This is a genomic window from Pseudomonas deceptionensis, assembly GCF_900106095.1.
GTDB lineage: Bacteria > Pseudomonadota > Gammaproteobacteria > Pseudomonadales > Pseudomonadaceae > Aquipseudomonas > Aquipseudomonas deceptionensis.
In genome coordinates this window covers 3,166,342-3,183,968 of the sequence record NZ_FNUD01000002.1, presented here as the reverse complement: position 1 = coordinate 3,183,968, position 17,627 = coordinate 3,166,342, and the positions used below count along the sequence as shown (strand labels likewise).

The following is a 17,627-nucleotide window of genomic DNA, read 5'->3' as shown; positions in this document are numbered from 1 at the left end:
CGTTCGCGAGCTGGCTCGCTCCCACACGGGATTTTCTGCAGAGCCCTCACCGGGATCTGGCTTTAAGAGAGCGTATTAATGGACACACAGTTGATTGAAGCCATGGGCGACGAGCTGTTTCACGCGCTGCGCGAGCGCCGCAGTGTGCAGCCGCTGACCCAGCGTTACCCGGACCTGACCCTGGAAACGGCCTACCGGATCTCCCTGCGTTTTTTGCAGCGACGTGAAGCCCTGGGCGAACAGGTGATCGGCAAAAAGATCGGTGTCACCAGTCGTGCCGTGCAGGAAATGCTCGATGTGCATCAGCCCGATTTCGGTTTTTTGACCGACCGCATGCAGGTCGCCGACAACAGCGACGTGAGCTTCAGTGCCCACCAGTTGGTTCAGCCCCGCGCCGAGGGCGAGATCGCCTTCATTCTGGGCGAAGACTTGCACGGCCCCGGCATCACTGCCGAGGACGTCATGGCCGCCAGTCTTTGGGTGGTGCCGTGCTTCGAGATTGTCGACTCGCGTATCGCCGACTGGAAAATCCGCATTCAGGACACCGTGGCCGACAACGCTTCGTGTGGCGTGTTCGCGTTGGGTGAACAACGCATCAACCCCCGTGAACTGGACCTGGCCAAGGTCGAGTTGCACCTGCTCAAAAACGGCCAACCGGCCGGTAACGGCTTTGGCTCGGCCGTACAGGGCCATCCGTGTGAAGCCGTGGCCTGGCTGGCCAACACCCTGGGCAAGTTCGACATTCCGTTTCGCAAGGGTGAAATCATCCTTTCCGGTGCCCTGGCGCCGCTGGTGCCCGTGCAACCCGGTGATGAGGTCAGCCTGACCCTCAGCGGTCTGGGCTCGGCCCGGCTGCGCTTCGTGTCCTAAACCCCGTTCGAGACCTTTCCCATGAACAAAAAGATCAAATGCGCCGTCATCGGGCCGGGCAATATCGGCACCGACCTGCTCTATAAATTGCTGCGCAGCGACGTGCTGGAGCCGGTATGGATGGTGGGCATCGACGCCACGTCCGAAGGCCTTGGCCGCGCCCGCGAGATGGGCCTCAAGACCACCAGTGACGGGGTCGACGGGCTGTTGCCTCATGTGCTGGCGGACAACATCCAGATTGCTTTCGATGCCACGTCGGCTTACGTCCACGCCGAAAACAGCCGCAAGCTCAATGAGCTGGGCGTGCTGATGATCGACCTGACGCCCGCCGCCATCGGCCCGTACTGTGTACCGCCGGTTAACCTCAAGGCCAACCTCAAGCGCGGCGCGATGAACGTCAATATGGTCACCTGCGGTGGCCAGGCGACGATTCCGCTGGTGGCCGCCGTGTCCAGCGTGCAACCGGTGGCGTATGCCGAGATCGTTGCCACCGCCGCCTCCAAGTCGGTCGGCCCGGGTACGCGCAAGAATATCGACGAGTTCACCCGCACCACCGCCAGCGCCATCGAGCAGGTAGGCGGTGCTAAAAAAGGCAAGGCGATCATCATCGTCAACCCGGCCGAACCGCCGCTGATCATGCGCGACACCGTGCATTGCCTGACCGAAACCGAGCCGGATCAAGCCGCGATCACCCTGGCCATTGCCAACATGATCGAGCAGGTGCAGCAGTACGTGCCGGGCTACAAGCTGGTCAATGGCCCGGTGTTTGACGGCAACCGGGTATCGATCTTCATGGAAGTCGAAGGCCTGGGCGACTACCTGCCCAAGTACGCCGGCAATCTGGACATCATGACCGCTGCCGCTGCGCGCACCGCCGAGATGTTCGCCGAGGAAATCCTCAAGGGCGAACTGCAACTCAAGGCATCCGCCACTCAACCTGCCCTCGCTTAAGGAGCCGACCATGGATCTTCGCGGCAAAAAAATCACCGTGCATGACATGTGCCTGCGCGACGGCATGCACCCCAAGCGTCACCAGATCACCCTGCAACAGATGAAAGACATCGCCTGTGGCCTGGACGCTGCCGGCGTGCCATTGATTGAAGTCACCCACGGCGATGGCCTGGGCGGCAGCTCGGTGAACTACGGCTTCCCGGCGCACACCGATGAGCAATACCTGTCGGCGGTCATCCCGATGATGAAGCAAGCCAAGGTATCGGCCCTGCTGCTGCCCGGCATCGGCACCGTGGATCACCTGCAGATGGCGTATGAGCTGGGGGTCAACACGATCCGCGTCGCCACCCACTGCACCGAAGCCGACGTGTCGGAACAGCACATCTCCTATGCCCGCAAGCTGGGCATGGACACGGTGGGTTTCCTGATGATGGCCCACATGAACAGCCCTGAAGGGCTGGTCAAACAAGGCAAGCTGATGGAGAGCTTCGGCGCCAACTGCGTCTACCTCACTGACTCGGCCGGCTACATGCTGCCCCACGACATCAAGGCCCGGGTGGAGGCCTTGCGTGCGGCCCTGCACCCGGACACCGAGATCGGCTTTCACGGCCACCACAACCTGTCGATGGGCGTGTCCAACTCCATTGCGGCCATCGAAGCCGGGGCCACGCGAATCGATGCGGCGGCGGCCGGGCTGGGCGCAGGTGCGGGCAACACGCCGATGGAAATCCTGGTGGCGGTGTGTGACCGCATGGGCATCGAAACCGGGGTCAGCGTGTTCGGCATTCAAGACGTGGCCGAGGACCTGGTGGTGCCGATCATGGACTTCCCGATCCGCAGTGACCGCGATGCCCTGACCATGGGTTACGCCGGGGTGTATGGCTCGTTCCTGCTGTTCGCCAAGCGCGCCGAGAAGAAGTACGGCGTGCCGGCGCGCGAGATTCTGGTGGAAATGGGCCGACGCGGCATGGTCGGTGGTCAGGAAGACATGATCGAAGACACCGCCATGACCCTGGCCCGCCAGCGGGCCTGAGGCGTTGCTCCTTGCCAGAGGCGCTGACGGGGTCAGCGCCTTTGGCGTTTTTATCTGACAGGAAATCATCTATGTCCAACGCTCAGGTCGGCTGGCGCAGCCACGCTTTGCTGTTGTTGCTGGCGGCCGTATTTGCCGACAACTTTGTCGGGCGCCAGATTCTGGCGGTGATGATTGAGCCGATCAAAATTGAGTTCGGGGTCAGTGATACCGCAATGGGGCTGATTTCCGGCCTGGCGTTTGCCGGTGTCTACGCCCTGCTCGCCTTGCCCGCCGGGCGCCTGGCCGATCGCATGTCGCGCACCCGCCTGCTGGCAATGGCCTGCCTGTTATGGGCCGTGGCCACCATGCTCTGCGGCCTGGCCGTAAGTTTCTGGATGCTGGCCGTGGCGCGTATGGCGGTTGCGGTGAGCGAATCGCCGACCACCTCGGCGTCGATGTCGATCATTGCCGATCTGTACCCCCCGCACCGGCGCTCGTTTGCCATCAGCTGCTTCACGGCCGCACCGACTTTTTCGGCGGTGATCGGCCTCAGCCTGGGCGCCTGGGTGGTGGAACACTATGGCTGGCGCACGGCGTTTATCGTGATCGGCATGCCCGCGCTGCTGTTTTCCACGGTGCTGGCCTTTGTCGCGAAAGACCCGGCCCGGGGTCGCTGGGATCTGGCCAGCGCCCATGCGGCCCATCCATTGCAAAGCCTGGGCAGTGAAGCGCGCAAGCTCTGGGCCCTGCCCGCCTACCGCTGCCTGATCATGGCCGGCGGCCTGACCACTCTGAGCTCGTATGCGATCGGCATGTGGAACACCAGTTTTCTGGTGCGCTCCCACGGTTTGTCGCTGCAACATGCCGGGCTGTTGGCCGGGTTTATCTGCGGTGGTTTTGCCGGGATCGGCGCGTTGTTCAGCGGCTGGCTGAGCGACCACCTGACACCGCGCAACCCGCACTGGCAGGTGGGAATACCGGTGATCGGCCACGTGGCAGCCATCAGTGCGCTGTTCGCCTACTTGCTGTGGCCCAACACGGTGTGGGCGCAACTGGGCGGCGTGCCAATCCCCAGCTCGATGCTGTGGTGCGCGTTCTACAGTTTTTTTGTGGTGTGGTGGGTGGCGCCGTCGTACAACCTGGTCACGCAACTGGTCCCGGCCAACCGCCGGGGCACGGCAATGGCCTTGCAGACCATCATTTCAACCCTGCTGGGGGTTGGCGTCGGGCCGCTGCTGGCCGGTCTGTTCAGCGATGCGCTGCTCCCGGCCTTCGGCGTTGAGTCGCTGCGCTATGCGCTACTGCTGGTGAGCTTGCCGGTGCTGGGTGCGATCGTGCTACTGATCCGCACCTCCAGCCATGCCGCGCAAACCCGTTATGTGCATGCAGAACGCGCGGTGTAGTCATCGACAAATTTGCGGGTCAGTTCATAGGACGACAGGTTCGCCGTGCGTCCCGGGCTAAGGGGGAATGCCTGACCGGCCCACAGGTTGATGAAATCGCCGCTGCCCTCGGACTTGGCCTTCAAGGGCAGCAGCACCCCGCCCGCCAACGGAAAGGCCGGCGCCAAGGGGTTGATCGGGCCCAGTTCGCGCATCACCCGGTTGACGATGCCGCGGGCCGGGCGGCCAGTAAACAGGTTGGTCAACGCTGTTTGGCTGGCGCTGGCTTCACGCAGGGCCCGGTGGTGGGGCTGGGTGATGGTGGCCTCGGCACAAAACAGGTACGCGGTGCCGATTTGCACAGCACTGGCGCCCAGTGCAAACGCAGCGGCGATGCCCCGCGCATCGGCAATCCCGCCTGCGGCAATCACCGGCACGGATACCGCATCAACGATCTGTGGCACCAGGGCAAAGGTGCCGATCTGGGTAGTCAGTTCGCGGCTTAAAAACATTGCCCGATGCCCACCGGCCTCGTAGCCCATGGCGATGATTGCGTCACAGCCATTGCGTTCCAGCCACCGGGCTTCTTCCACGGTGGTGGCAGAACTGAGCACCTTGGCACCGCAGGCCTTGACCCGCGCCACCAGCTCGGGGGCCGGCAGGGCGAAGTGAAAACTGACCACTTCGGGGCGCAATTCTTCGACCAGCGCGCAGGTGGCCTCATCAAAAGGTGCACGGCTTGACACCGGGGTCGGCGCGTCATAATCGGCGCCAAGCTCGGTGTAATAGGGTTTGAACAGCGACTTCCACTGCAAGGCTGCGGCTTCGTCGTACTCGGGAGGTTGATGGCAGAAGAAGTTCAGATTCAGGGGTTGATCGCACGCGGCACGAAATACCGCCACTTCGGTGCGGATCGATTCCAGAGTCAGCGTGGCACACGCCAATGAGCCCAGACCTCCGGCATTCGCCACACCGATCATGACCTCTGCTCCGGCACCCAGCATGGGCGCCTGGATGATGGGGTGAGTGATATTCAACAAATCGATAAAACGAGAATCGGGCCAGCAGGTCATGAGGACTCTCACGGTCAATAATCGAGGGGTGGATACTAAACCGTTTCTGTCGCCGCCAAGGAGCGCATTGAGCCTGTGATCGGCTGCGCGCCTTGACGGCGACAACGATTGCAGGCGCCCAGGGTTATTTTTTACTGGCCAGTGCCGCGATCAATGCCGGGTCATGGTCGTAGATATCCGGCGCATACGTTACTTTGCCGTCCTTGTTCGCCTGCGCCGTCCAGTAGGTCATCAGGATCGGCGTCGGGCTGGACAGCCTGAACTCGTGGGTCAGCCCTGTACCCAGCAACTCCTCGGTACGCGCTTTCTCGGCCGGGGTCACCAGCAAGTCCCTCAGCTCGAACACCGACTCGACCCGCACGCAGCCCGAGCTGAAAGCACGCGGGCCTTTGCTGAACAAGGCCTGGCTAGGGGTGTCGTGCAGGTACACCGAAAACGGGTTGGGGAAGCGGATGGCGATCCGGCCAAGGGGGTTTTTCGGCCCGGCCCCCTGACGCAGCAAAATATTGCCCGGGCGGTCCCAGTCGATGTCCTGGGCCGCCAGGGGCTGGCCGTTGCTGTCCAGAACCTGCAGGTTCTGCCGGCTCAGGTAGGACTGGTCACGACGGATCTGCGGCAGTTTATCTTCGCGAAAAATGGTCGGCGGGATGGTCCAGGTCGGGTTGAGCGTCAGCCGGTTGACCCGGGATTTGAGCAACGGGGTCTGGCGTTCGGCGCGCCCCACCTGGGTGCGGGTCTGCCATACCGGCACGCCGTTCTTGTAAACGGTCAGCTGCGCGGCCGGTACATTAACCAGCAAACTGGTGGGCTCAAGGTCCCGGGCCATCCAGCGAAAACGCTCCAGGTTGATGCGCAGTTGTTCACGTCGCTGCGCCGGGGTGACGTTCAGCTCTTTCAAGGTGCCCGGCCCGATCACGCCATCGGCCTGCAACGAGTGATCGAGCTGAAAACTCTTCACCGCTGCCGCCAGCTCATTGCTGTAGTGGTGATCGACGATCGCCGGCTGATGGCTCAGGTAGCCCTCGCTGGCCAACCGCTTGGCCAGTTCGGGAACCCGCGCATCCTGCATCCCGGGACGCAGCAAGGGGCCGCTGGCCAGCGGTTGCCATTGAGGCAACGGCTGCTGACGCTGGTGCGCGTACACCCGGCGCAGGTTTTGATACAGCTCATTTTGCGGACGCGCCCTTTCGAAGGCCCGCGCCACGTCCTGCAGCCCCGGGCCAGCAAAGGCCAGGACCTCGGCCTGACGGTCTTGCGGCACCTCGCTGGCATGCCAGACCGGCTCGAAGCGTGACTGTTGCAGGCGACCGTAATGCAGGTCCTGCAGCGCTTGCAGGTACTGCTGGCTGATCTGGATGTCGGCACACAGGTCACGGGCTGAAGGCAACGTATAGTCGCGAGGGTCAAGACCGTCATCAGCCAGTTGCGCCAGCGCCGTTTGCAAGGCGCTCAAGCGCCCGTTGACCGACCATACCGGCTGATTGCCCTGCTCCTGATAAAAACCCTGCAGCAATCGAAGCGCGGGCTCATTGACCCCGGGGGCCAGGCCAGGGCAGGTCTGGGGCAGTTGCGTGAGTGCCTGTTGCACCGGGTTTACGGCATCGACCTGTAAGGAATCGGCTACAGCGACCAGTGGCGCAGTCAGTAAGGCAATGCTCAAGTAAAATGCGCGTTTTTTGAACAACTGCTTAACTCCAATCAATGGCCGTCACCTGGAAGGTCAACTGAATCAGCAGTCACGGCAAACCCACAGGCTAGCATCTAAAACAGGACCGCCAAGTTATCGGCGCTGGATTGCTGGTCTGACAACACGAGAAACCGCTCCTCATGCTTAAATTTTTACGCCGCTTTTGCCTGGCAGCCATCGCACTGAGTGCAACCTGTAGCACTGCTTACGCCGCCAACCCGTTACTGCTCAACACGCTCGGCCATGCCGCCCCCGAACTCAACCCCCAAGCCCTCAAAGGCGCCCTGAGCGCCATGCAGTGCGCGGTCAACAACGGAGTAAAACCCGCCCGGCATCTGGCTGTAATCGATTACTCGCTGCCGTCAACTGCTCGCCGTCTCTGGATCTTTGACCTGCGCCAGCAGACGTTGGTTCTGCGCGATCTGGTGGCCCACGGTAAAAAATCCGGTGAAAACTTTGCCACCAGTTTTTCCAACAGCGAAGGCAGCAACCAGTCCAGCCTGGGTCTGTTCAGCACCCAGGAAAGCTACGAGGGCGCCCATGGCTACTCGTTGCGCATGGACGGCCTGGAACCGGGCATCAATGACCAGGCGCGCGAACGTGCGATCGTGATCCACGCCGCCGATTACGTGAACCCGCAATGGAGCAAGAGCCAGGGCCGTATCGGTCGCAGCCTCGGCTGCCCGGCCGTACGCCCGCAAGTGGCGCGCCAGGTGGTCGATAAACTCAAGGACGGCCAGTTCATGTTCGCCTGGTACCCCGATAAACGCTGGCTGCAATCCTCGGCTTACCTGAACTGCCAGCCACGGCAGGTAGCGAGCATCGTATCGGCCAAGCGCAGCTGATGCACCGTAGGGCTTGAAAGTGCAGGCGCAATACCGGTAGAAAGCGCACACATGTTCAGGGAGATTCACCATGTCTGCGCAGCACCCGATTGCCTGTATTTATCGCCCGATGACCCCCGCTGATTTACCCGCCGCCCACGAGCTGTCGATGCGACTGAAGTGGCCCCATCGCCTGGAAGACTGGGCCCTGATGCAACGCTCATTTAAAGGGTTTGTGGCATTGGAGGGGGAGCAACTGATCGGTACGTCATTTGCCTGCCCTCAGGGTGCGTTCGCGACCATTGGCCTGGTGATTGTCGACCCTGACTATCAGGGCCAGGGAATTGGCCGCGCGTTGATGGAGCTCACATTGTCGGCGTGCGCGGCCTCTACCCCGATACTCAATGCCACTGTCGCCGGGGCTCTGCTCTACACCACTCAAGGCTTTGTCGAATTCGGCACGGTTGAACAGCGCCAGGGCCTTGCCGGGGCCGTAGCCCTGGAACCGCTGGCACCGGATGAAGAGTGCCGCACCCTTGGCGCAGCGGATTTCCCCCGGCAGATCGCACTGGCCAACGCTGGCAGCGGCATGGACCGCCACGCCATACTCTCCCACCTGCAAGACACGGTTGTGCATTCGGCGGGCATCGTGCGCGATGGACAATTGCAAGCGTTTGCCCTGCTACGCACCGCAGGTCGCGGCCACTGTATCGGCCCGGTCATTGCCCAAAACCCGGAACAGGCCAAGCACCTGATAGCCGCTCTGCTCGCCCGGATCCCGGGCCAGTTCGTACGCATCGACGTGTCGGTGGACAGCGGCCTGTGTGAATGGCTGGGCCTGGCAGGGCTTGAATGCGTGATCAGCGTGACCCAGATGGCACTCGGCACGCCCCCACAACCCCGCGGGGATGTGCGTCAGTTCGCGCTGATTTCCCAGGCGATGGGTTGACCGTGTAAAGGGATGTTCAGGCTCCTGTTGAGGAGCCCTCTCCGCTCGGGCAAACTCCGCTGTTGCATTGACCGATAACAGGAGTTCAGGGATGCCGTTTTCACAGACAGAACACAATGCCTTGCTGGCCCTCAAGGGCGTAGGCCCGACCGTGATCGCCCGTCTTGAGCAGATGGGCATTGACTCGCTGGCCGTGCTCAGCCAGGCGAGTACAAGCGACATCCTGGCTCAGGCATCGGCAGCAACGGGATCGACGTGCTGGAAGAACAGCCCTCAGGCCAGGGCTGCGATTAACACGGCCATTGAGTTTGCAAAGGACGCTCATCTGAGCACAACCGGCTAGAAGTACGGGCAGGCGTGATCGCTCAATCTGTCGATAGAAAGCAGTCAGGGATGTCATCGGTGGGATGGGCGAGTGACGCAGATGGCGTCATGCCTGGTGAAGCGAGTTGAAACTGGAAAATGGCAGGGGCGGCTGGATTCGAACCAACGCATGGCAGGATCAAAACCTGCTGCCTTACCGCTTGGCGACGCCCCTGTATCTGTTGCGATGAGTGCCTGGCACTCTGTACTGCTGCTTGCAGCCTGCGAATGTTGCCATTCGCTGCGAGCCGGTTAGGGTTCGCTGCAAGAACGGGCGCAAATATACCAACACTCTTTGGATTGGGGAAGCACTTTTTAAATAAATTTATTCAAAAACAGCTACTTAGTGCTGATCATAAGTATTTGCGCCCATCAGGCCCTCGCCGAGGACCTGATGCTGGCCTTCAGTAACACGGTGCTCAAATAAACCAGCGGTACTCGCGGGCGCTGATCTCTTGCATAAATGCCAGATGGTCCTGACGCTTGTTCTCGCAGTACACGTCGACAAACTCGGCACCCAGGCCTTCGCGCAGTTCTGGCTGATGCTGCATTGCCAGAACCGCCTGCAGCATGTCCAGCGGGAAGCCGATGCCACTGTTGCGGTCTTCGTTCAGTGGCAGGATCGGCTCCTTGCCCGCCTCAAGCCCGTGCTCCAGCCCCACCAGAATCGCCGCCAGCACCAGATAAGGGTTGGCATCGGCGCCCGCCAGGCGATATTCGATGCGCAGGTTTTTTGCGTCCGAATCAGGAATGCGCAGACAGGCATCCCGATCCTCATAACCCCAGCTCGCCTGGGTGGCGATATTGGTCGTGCCCCCCAATCGGCGAAACGAATTGTGGTTAGGGGCAAAAATCGGCATGCACGCCGGCAGCAACTCCAGGCAACCCGCAATGGCGTGTCGCAGCGGTTGTTGCTGTTGCGCCGCCAACAGATTGTTGCCAGCCCCGTCGTACAGGCTGACATGCACATGCATGCCGCTGCCCGGGTGCTGCAGGTAAGGCTTGGCCATAAAGCTGGCGCGATAACCATGCTTGAGGGCAACCCCGCGGGTGCTGCGGCAGAACAGGGCCGCCCAGTCAGCGGCACGCAAACCGTCGTCGAGATGACCAAAATTGATTTCAAACTGACCGGGGCCGAGCTCCGCGGTGATTACCGTGGCGTCGATCCCCTGGGTTTGAGCCGCGTCGACCATGTCATCGAGCACCGGTGAGAATCGTGACAAACGCTCGATATGCATATTGGGCTGGTCGTCAGCATCGTCGCTCAGCGGGTCACGGGGGAACTGCGGCAAACCCTCACGCAACTGTTTATCAAACAGATAGAACTCCAGCTCGAACGCCACCACCGGGTGAATGCCTTTGCGCGCCAGGCGGGCCAGCACCTGGGCCAGGACTTCACGGGGCTCAAACACAATCGGCTGTTCGGTGCCGTCCGACGTAATCAGCATTTGGCCCAGCGGCTTGTCTTCCCAGGTCACCGGCTTGAGCGTACCCGCCACCAGACGCCTTACGGCATCGGGGTCGCCGTCGTTGAAGCAATAATCGCCAATCTTGAACAGCCCGCCCTGCACACCCAGCAGCACACAGTTTTGCGGCAACTTGAGCACGCTGCCCGCCGCCACTTTTTCCAGCATGTCGATGGGGTAGCGCTTGCCATAAAAATGCCCGGGGATGTCCAAGGATATCAGGTCGACATAACGCACCTCGGGGTTGCGTTGGCGAAAGGCACGCACTTCGGCCAGCAAATCAGAGCAGACGGCATCCATCATGTGATTCCTTTTTTGTTATTCAGGTGTAGACCCAGAGCACTCGCGTGAGCTGCTCTGTCTGGTTGGCGTAACGGCAGCGGGTGTGGCTGTCAAACTGGAAACTGTCCCCGGCGCTCAAAGTGACCGGCTCATCGTCGTCACCCAGCCACAGCGTCAATTGGCCTTCGAGCACATACCCGCCCTGCTCCGAGCTATCGGTCATGTGCCGGTCGCCACTGCTGGCACCCGCCTCCAGCAGGCTTTCGAGCATGGAGAACGAAGCCCGGATTTTCGGCGATACCAGAATGTCGGTAATCCCGTTGGCGAAGTACAACGTGCGGCGCTCGTCCGGGCGCGTCACCCAGGGCAACTGTTTGGGTTTGGGCAGGTTGTAGAAGTAGGTGGTCGGCACATCCAGGGTTTCGCTGATGGCCGTCAAATCAGCCACGGTAGGCTGTGACAGGCCACGCTCAACCTGGGACAGAAACCCCACCGAGCGGCCGATTTTGTCGGCCAGCTCTTTCAAGGTGTATTTCTTGTGCTTGCGCAGGTCGTGAATAAGGATCGCCAGGGCGGCGATTTCTTCTTGCTTGTTCATGGCGCGAAATCCGAAAAATGACTGTTCAAATGCTGACACGCAGCCCCTGGTCTTCCCTGACTGCCAGCGTCGGAGAGCGGCGAAGGTATACCGGCACACGGGGGGTATCGGTTGTGAACTGCGTGAACATCCGGGGCGCCATGAAATTATTAATTTATAATTTCATGAAAAACTACATCTTAAATTTCACGGCCGCAAGGTTAATTTTCATTCCCCGCCCATCAACACCCCGGTGTTCCAGTAGCGACGGATGACTCCGCCAGCCGTTTAACGGCGTGCAGCCCAGAGCATTGTCTGGACCATGATGTGGGGATGGCTTTGCAAAGGTTCCCACTCATCCACGAAGTTGAAGCCCTGCTTCAGATAGAAGCTGGCGGCCCGCGCGTTGTCCGGGGCTACGTCCAGATATACCTGCTCGTAGCCTTGCTCCAACGCACAGGACTTCACCGCGCCCACCAGTCGGCTGGCCACGCCAGAGCCTCGCAAGGCCGGGGCAACCCACATGCCGATCAAGTTGAATCGATTAGCCCCGCTCACCCCGGCACCGATCATGCCCAGCGGCAGACCGTCCTTGATGGCCAGCCAGAACCGGGTCCCTGTCTCTGACGCAGCGCGCTGCATCCATTGCGCGTCCGTGTAGTCAGCGGCCGCTTGGTAACTGACACCAAACGCTGTCGGCGCGTCCAGCAGCGCAGCCAGGCGGACCTGCTTCAACAGCATCCAGTCCTGTTCTTGAGCGAGTCTGATATCCATATGCGTCCTGATTAATAGTGAACACGAGCACGCCTGGCCCCTATAACTGGCCCTGCAAAACCGGCACAATTGCCGGCTTTTTTCTCGACTGGAAAGTCTACATGCAACGGATTGTAATTCTGGGCAATGCCGGTAGCGGCAAATCCACCCTCGCCCGGGCCATCGGCAAACGCCTGAACCTGCCCGTGGTGCACCTGGACACCCTATTCTGGGAGCCCGGCTGGGTCGAGCCCGAGGCGGAGCAATTTCGCTCGAGGGTCAGCGAAGCAATCACGGCGGATGCCTGGGTGTGTGAAGGCAACTATGCCCGCCGCACCTTCGACCTTCGCCTGCCACGTGCCGACCTGGTTATCTGGCTCGATACGCCCCGGCTCACCTGCTTCACCCGGGTGCTCAAGCGCCACGTAATGAACCGCACTCGCCCGGATATGGCGGCGGGCTGTGCAAACAAGCTCGACCGGGAGTTCCTGAGCTTCGTGTGGAACTTCGACCGCGGCTATCGCCCCGGCATCGAAGCAGCACGCCTGGCCATAGGCCCGCAGGTACCGACAGTGCACCTGCGGCGCACCCGGCAGGTTGCTGCATTTGTCGAAAGTTTGGCTGTACGGCCTGAAACTGGCCTTCAGGCCAGCTCGTGATTCTGAATTTTCAGGGGTAGCACGGGTTGCTCATGGCACCTCCTGAGTGGCCTCAGTTCAAGGCAAAGAGGTATCTGCGAAACCCGGGGCGATTCAGGGCAGACATTGGATGTTGGGTGGGCACTTCTGACTGTGGATTCAACCGGTCACAAAATCCAAAGCGGCCATGGATATGTAACAGCTGCTGAAGGCTGCCCTCGCCTGTAAGGCCCCGCGGGCCTCAGTGCAGGAGTGCTCTTCAGCAGCGAACCGATCCGGGTAGATCCATCAGCTCAATTGGCCGTTGATCATCGTGCGGTCAAAATTCAGTCGCTCCATGATTGGTGCGTCCGAAAAGCTGAACAGGTCGAATTGGCTTTCAGCCTGCAGCGACCAACTGATCCAGGATGGAATGACGAACAGGTCACCTTTTTCCAGGATGCGGCTTACACCATCCAGTACGACACACCCCTTGCCCTCGAAAACCTGAAAGACCCGCGAGCCCACTTCTCGACGCTCTGCTGACACCGCGCCAGCGCGCAGACGATGAAACTCGGCGCGTAGGGTGGACATGATGTCGCCCCCGGTGGTCGGGTTGACGAAGCGCACTGCCGCATGACCTTTTTCCAGGACACCGGGATAGCCCTCCTCTTCAAGTTTCAATTGCTCAGCGAGGGCGCGATCAGTGTGCTCCCAACGATAGGCTCCAATGGGCGAGCTGACGGTGTTCGCAAGGCCGGACAACGGTCGCAGGCCCGGATGACACCACAGGCGTTCGCCTCGCGAGTATTGCGGCGTGGTGATATCGGTAAGCTTTTCCGAGCCAAATTCAAAGAAACCGACATCGTTCTGGTAAGAGAACGGGATGTCCAAGCCGTCTATCCAGGCCATGGGTTTGTCGGTCACATTCTGATGGCCGTGAAAGTTCCAGCCCGGCGTCAACAACAAGTCGCCACGGCTCATGCGTACCGGGTCGCCATTGACCACGGTCCAGACACCCTCACCTTCGATCACGAAGCGGAATGCATTCTGCGCGTGGCGATGTTCGGGGGCTGTTTCCCGCGGGCCCAAGTACTGGATGGCACACCACAAGGTCGGGCTGATGTAGGGGCGACCCTCGAGACCCGGATTGCCAAGGCCAATGGCCCGGCGCTCACCGCCACGACCGACCGGCACCAGATCACCGGAGCGCTTGGCCAAGGGATACAGATCGGACCATTTCCAGATATGTGGTACGGCGCGCGGCATGGGATGTTTGGGCATCAGGTTACCGATCTGCGTCCACAACGGCATCATGTGTCCCGCTTCGAAATCGGCATAGAGTTGGCGCAACTCCGGGGTCTCATCTGGGTTCATGGCGTTGTGAACGGTGGCCGGCTCAACTGCGTCAGGTTTGGACATGACTGCGAATTCTCATTCAATTAGGTGGCGATGCGGGGACCCGGTTCAAGGCCAAAAGTCCACGCGGATGGCAAGCGAAGCAATGACCGGATCAGTGCTTCATGCAGTTGTTCAAACTCCAGCCATACAACCACTGGAGCGAATCGTAAAACTGCTCTTGCGTACGACCGTCCCACAGTTGATTGCGCACTTGACGCTCGACACCTTTGGCGTGGTAAAGGCGCCCCATCTCGCGGGCCGACCAGAGGATTCGGGCCGTGCGCGGAATGCGGATGGTTTCATACAAGTGGAAGGCTTGCGCCAAGTCAAAATTGCAGTGTTTGATCGCCTGCCCCAGTACTACGGCGTCCTCCAGTGCACTGCACGCCCCCTGAGCCAGATATTGAGTCATCGGGTGAGCCGCGTCGCCAAGAATTGTGACTCGGCCTTCGCTCCATTTGTCCACGGGTTCGCGATCTGCCGTGGCCCAGCGGCGCCATGAAGTCGGCCGATCAAGCATCTGGCGTGGGCGCGGATGAATACCCTCGAAGTAGCTAAGTACTTCTTCCTTGCTGCCCTCGGTAACACCCCACTCTTCCTGTTGATTGCTATGGAAAGTAACCACCAGGTTGTATTGCTTGCCACCGCGCAACGGGTAATGCACCAAGTGACAACGCGGGCCTGCCCAGAGCATTGGGGCGTTGACGCGCAAGTCCTCTGGCATGTCTTTTTCATCCACGACTGCGCGATACACCACATGCCCGGTCACGCGCGGCAACTCGCCATGCAAGGCATCGCGCACCACGGAGCGAACGCCGTCGCAGCCGATCACCGCATCGGCGTGGTAGACGTTGCCATTTTGGTCGACCAGGGTTACGCCATCGGCGTCCTGCTCAAGGCTTTTAATGCAGACCGAAGTCTTGAACTGGATCAGCGGATTGTTTTGTACTGCCTCCAGGATCGACAGGTGAATGTCTGCACGGTGGATCACACCATAGGGGTTGCCGAAGCGCTCGCGAAACGCTTGGCCGACCTCGATGCGAGCGACTTCGTGGGCATCGACTGCATCCATCATGATCAGATGATCGGTGAACACCGAGCGACTGCGGGCCGCAGGCCCCGCGCCCAGCGCGTCTAGCGCTGCATAAGCATTCGGTCCCAGCTGGATGCCTGCGCCGATCTCGCCAATATGATCAGCCTGTTCCAGCAGCAATACAGCGATACCTTGCTGAGTCAACGCCTGTGCAGCAGCGAGGCCGCCAATGCCCCCGCCAACGACAATAATCGACTGTTCTTGGTTTTGTGCAGTCATTATTCGAGTCTCCAGTATGTTGCAGCGCAGGCTTCAAACATGGACAGCGAAGCCTGCGGATCAGTCATAAAATGAAATCAGGTTGACGTGCAGGTGCTGCGGCCTCGAAGGCTGGCAGTTCCAGGCAATGGCGATAGACGGCCATGATCCGCGGGTAACCGGACAAGTCGCAGCCCATACGCTCGGCATTTGCCACCTGAGGCACCAGGCAGCACTCAGCCAGACCTGGTTTGTCACCCACGCAGTAGTTACCGCTGTCATTACGTTGCAGTAACGCTTCAACAGCACTCAGGCCTTCGGCGATCCAGTGCTTGTACCAGGCTGACTTTTGCTCGGCAGTGATCGCCAAAACCTTCTGCAGGTAATTGAGCACTCGTACGTTGTTCAGCGGATGGATATCGCAGCCAATCAGGTTGGCGATTTCCAGCACACGGGCACGATGCAGGGCATCAATCGGGATCAGACGCGGCTCGGGGTGCAGAGTCTCGAGGTAGTCGATGATGGCCAGAGATTGAGTCAACACGGCACCGTCAGTTTCAAGCACCGGTACCCCGCCAATCGGGCTCAGCTCGCGATGAGCAGGACTGCACTGCTGGCCCTCACGCAGGTTGATGCCTTGGTAGTCGTAAGGTAGCCCCTTCAGTGCGAGCGCGATGCGCACCCGGTAGGAGGTGGAGCTATTGAAGAAACTGTAGAGCTTCATGGTCATGTTTCCTGTGGTGTATCAATGAACGGCGAGTGACGGCTGCGCCTGAGATCGGCTGTAGCGCAGGCTCATCAGGAAAATCGCGGCGCTGGCCAGCACAGCGGGAACCATCAGGAGGGTGAAGACGCCGCTAAAGCCCATGCCCATGCCTAACATCCAGCCACCGCCAAGGGTGCCAAGCACTGCGCCGATGCGGCCCACACCGTGAGCCCAACTGACTCCGGTGGCGCGCATTGCGGTCGGGTAGAAGCCGGCCGCCAGCGCATTAGCCCCAACCTGAGAGCCGCTGATGCAAAAGCCCATGCTGAAAACCCCGAGAACCAACAGGGTGAATTGATCATGGAACAGAGCGATGAGCATCAGGGAGAAAGCGCCCGCGATGTAGGCGCAGACCAATACCCGGAATGGGTTGAAGCGATCCATGGCCCCGCCCAGGAAAATGGCCCCCAGGGTCCCGCCGACCTGAAACATGGCGCTGACCCGCGCCGCCTGGCTGAGTGACAGGCCTGTGTCCTTGACCAGGATCGGTAACCAACTGGTCATCATGTAGATGATCAGCAGGCTCATGAAAAATGAGCTCCACAACAGCAGGGTGCCTGCACGATGGCTGCCACTTAGAATCTGGCGGATAGGCGACTGACGCGGGCTCGATTCACCGATGCCATCGTGAATGTCAAAACTGACATTACTCGGCAGCGGTTGCCCCGAAAGTCGCTGCAAAATAGCGCTGATCCGTGCAGCAGGCGCCGAGCGCTGTACCAGAAAGCGCACCGACTCAGGCAAAAACACGTAGAGAAATGGAAGGCACAACAGGGGTAATACACCGCCGAGAAACAGCACGCTGCGCCAACCGAACGCCGGCACCATCTGAGCGGCGACAACCCCTCCGAGTGCTGATCCCAGGGTGAAGCCGCAAAACATGGTGGTGACCATCAACGAGCGACGGCGTTGCGGGCAGTATTCGGACGTCAGGGTGATCGCATTGGGCATGGCGCCACCCAAGCCAAGTCCGGTCAGGAAACGCATGATGGTCAGGCTGAAGACATCTTGTGAGGCACAGGAAGCAAGGCTCCAACCGCCGAAGAATAAAACGGAAACCAGCAAGATGGTTTTGCGACCGAAACGGTCAGCCAGCGGACCGGCGATGAAAGCACCGAGCATCAGACCCAGCAGTGAAGCGCCGAGCACCGGATTGAGTTGCGCAGGCGTCAAACCCCACTCGTCGCGCAAGGCGGGGGCGATGAACCCGACGGCGGCAGTGTCCAGGCCATCAATTGCCGTCACTAAAAAACACAAACCCAGAATCATCCACTGGTAGCGGCTGACCGGTCTGCTGTCGATGAAGTCTTGTACATCCACACTGTTATTTTTATCAGTGGAAGACATGAGTGAACCCTCC

At 60.4% G+C, this 17,627-nt stretch carries 17 protein-coding genes and 1 tRNA gene; 8 read left to right on the top strand and 10 right to left on the bottom strand.

The window, feature by feature from the left end:
* Positions 1–78: 78 nt before the first annotated feature.
* The 4 genes from BLW11_RS14645 to BLW11_RS14630 all read left to right on the top strand — a co-directional run bounded on the left by BLW11_RS14645 (position 79) and on the right by BLW11_RS14630 (position 4,239).
* The gene (locus BLW11_RS14645; RefSeq protein ID WP_048358079.1) at positions 79–870 is read left to right on the top strand and encodes a fumarylacetoacetate hydrolase family protein; all 792 of its coding nucleotides are present in this window, start codon (positions 79–81) and stop codon (positions 868–870) included.
* 21 nt (positions 871–891) lie between these two features.
* Entirely contained in the window at positions 892–1,821 is a 930-nt protein-coding gene (locus BLW11_RS14640; RefSeq protein WP_048358080.1) for an acetaldehyde dehydrogenase (acetylating), read from the top strand.
* A 10-nt stretch (positions 1,822–1,831) separates the two neighbouring features.
* Complete coding sequence (dmpG, locus tag BLW11_RS14635) at positions 1,832–2,854, top strand: 4-hydroxy-2-oxovalerate aldolase (protein WP_048358081.1); 1,023 nt, start codon at positions 1,832–1,834, stop codon at positions 2,852–2,854.
* Between the two features lie 71 nt (positions 2,855–2,925).
* Positions 2,926–4,239, top strand: a complete 1,314-nt coding sequence (locus BLW11_RS14630; RefSeq protein ID WP_048358082.1) for a spinster family MFS transporter — start codon at positions 2,926–2,928, stop codon at positions 4,237–4,239.
* Here the strand turns inward: BLW11_RS14630 and BLW11_RS14625 are convergent.
* Positions 4,212–5,291: an NAD(P)H-dependent flavin oxidoreductase gene (locus BLW11_RS14625; RefSeq protein ID WP_048358083.1), complete on the bottom strand. Its 1,080-nt coding sequence runs from the start codon at positions 5,289–5,291 to the stop codon at positions 4,212–4,214. The genes BLW11_RS14630 and BLW11_RS14625 overlap by 28 nt on opposite strands.
* A 124-nt stretch (positions 5,292–5,415) precedes the next feature.
* Entirely contained in the window at positions 5,416–6,975 is a 1,560-nt protein-coding gene (locus BLW11_RS14620) for a L,D-transpeptidase family protein (protein WP_048358084.1), read from the bottom strand.
* A 143-nt stretch (positions 6,976–7,118) separates the two neighbouring features.
* Here BLW11_RS14620 and BLW11_RS14615 point away from each other — a divergent pair, with 143 nt between their 5' ends.
* The 3 genes from BLW11_RS14615 to BLW11_RS14605 all read left to right on the top strand — a co-directional run bounded on the left by BLW11_RS14615 (position 7,119) and on the right by BLW11_RS14605 (position 9,094).
* Positions 7,119–7,823, top strand: a complete 705-nt coding sequence (locus BLW11_RS14615) for a murein L,D-transpeptidase catalytic domain family protein (RefSeq protein ID WP_048358085.1) — start codon at positions 7,119–7,121, stop codon at positions 7,821–7,823.
* A 70-nt stretch (positions 7,824–7,893) separates the two neighbouring features.
* Positions 7,894–8,751 (top strand): GNAT family N-acetyltransferase, encoded by an 858-nt coding sequence (locus BLW11_RS14610; RefSeq protein WP_048358086.1) that lies wholly within the window; start codon positions 7,894–7,896, stop codon positions 8,749–8,751.
* A 91-nt stretch (positions 8,752–8,842) separates the two neighbouring features.
* Entirely contained in the window at positions 8,843–9,094 is a 252-nt protein-coding gene (locus BLW11_RS14605; RefSeq protein ID WP_048358087.1) for a Pathogenicity locus, read from the top strand.
* A gap of 120 nt (positions 9,095–9,214) precedes the next feature.
* Here the strand turns inward: BLW11_RS14605 and BLW11_RS14600 are convergent.
* From BLW11_RS14600 to BLW11_RS14585, 4 genes are all read right to left on the bottom strand, one after another.
* Positions 9,215–9,289, bottom strand: a tRNA-Gln gene (locus tag BLW11_RS14600).
* Positions 9,290–9,533: 244 nt separating this feature from the next.
* Positions 9,534–10,880, bottom strand: a complete 1,347-nt coding sequence (locus BLW11_RS14595) for a glutamine synthetase family protein (protein WP_048358088.1) — start codon at positions 10,878–10,880, stop codon at positions 9,534–9,536.
* 22 nt (positions 10,881–10,902) lie between these two features.
* Entirely contained in the window at positions 10,903–11,460 is a 558-nt protein-coding gene (locus BLW11_RS14590; RefSeq protein WP_048358089.1) for a helix-turn-helix domain-containing protein, read from the bottom strand.
* Positions 11,461–11,727: 267 nt separating this feature from the next.
* Positions 11,728–12,213, bottom strand: coding sequence for a GNAT family N-acetyltransferase (locus BLW11_RS14585; RefSeq protein WP_074836806.1), 486 nt, complete (start codon positions 12,211–12,213; stop codon positions 11,728–11,730).
* A gap of 101 nt (positions 12,214–12,314) precedes the next feature.
* Between BLW11_RS14585 and BLW11_RS14580 the strand changes: the two genes are divergently transcribed.
* Positions 12,315–12,851, top strand: a complete 537-nt coding sequence (locus BLW11_RS14580) for a P-loop NTPase family protein (RefSeq protein ID WP_048358090.1) — start codon at positions 12,315–12,317, stop codon at positions 12,849–12,851.
* A gap of 267 nt (positions 12,852–13,118) precedes the next feature.
* Here BLW11_RS14580 and BLW11_RS14575 read toward each other — a convergent pair whose 3' ends face one another.
* The 4 genes from BLW11_RS14575 to BLW11_RS14560 form a co-directional block, all read right to left on the bottom strand.
* Positions 13,119–14,231 (bottom strand): cupin domain-containing protein, encoded by a 1,113-nt coding sequence (locus tag BLW11_RS14575; RefSeq protein WP_048358091.1) that lies wholly within the window; start codon positions 14,229–14,231, stop codon positions 13,119–13,121.
* Between the two features lie 91 nt (positions 14,232–14,322).
* On the bottom strand, positions 14,323–15,522 hold the full coding sequence (locus BLW11_RS14570) for a 3-hydroxybenzoate 6-monooxygenase (protein ID WP_048358092.1): 1,200 nt from the start codon (positions 15,520–15,522) through the stop codon (positions 14,323–14,325).
* 64 nt (positions 15,523–15,586) lie between these two features.
* Positions 15,587–16,225, bottom strand: a complete 639-nt coding sequence (maiA, locus tag BLW11_RS14565; protein WP_048358093.1) for a maleylacetoacetate isomerase — start codon at positions 16,223–16,225, stop codon at positions 15,587–15,589.
* 21 nt (positions 16,226–16,246) lie between these two features.
* Positions 16,247–17,614 (bottom strand): MFS transporter, encoded by a 1,368-nt coding sequence (locus tag BLW11_RS14560; RefSeq protein WP_048358094.1) that lies wholly within the window; start codon positions 17,612–17,614, stop codon positions 16,247–16,249.
* Between the last annotated feature and the right edge of the window lie 13 nt (positions 17,615–17,627).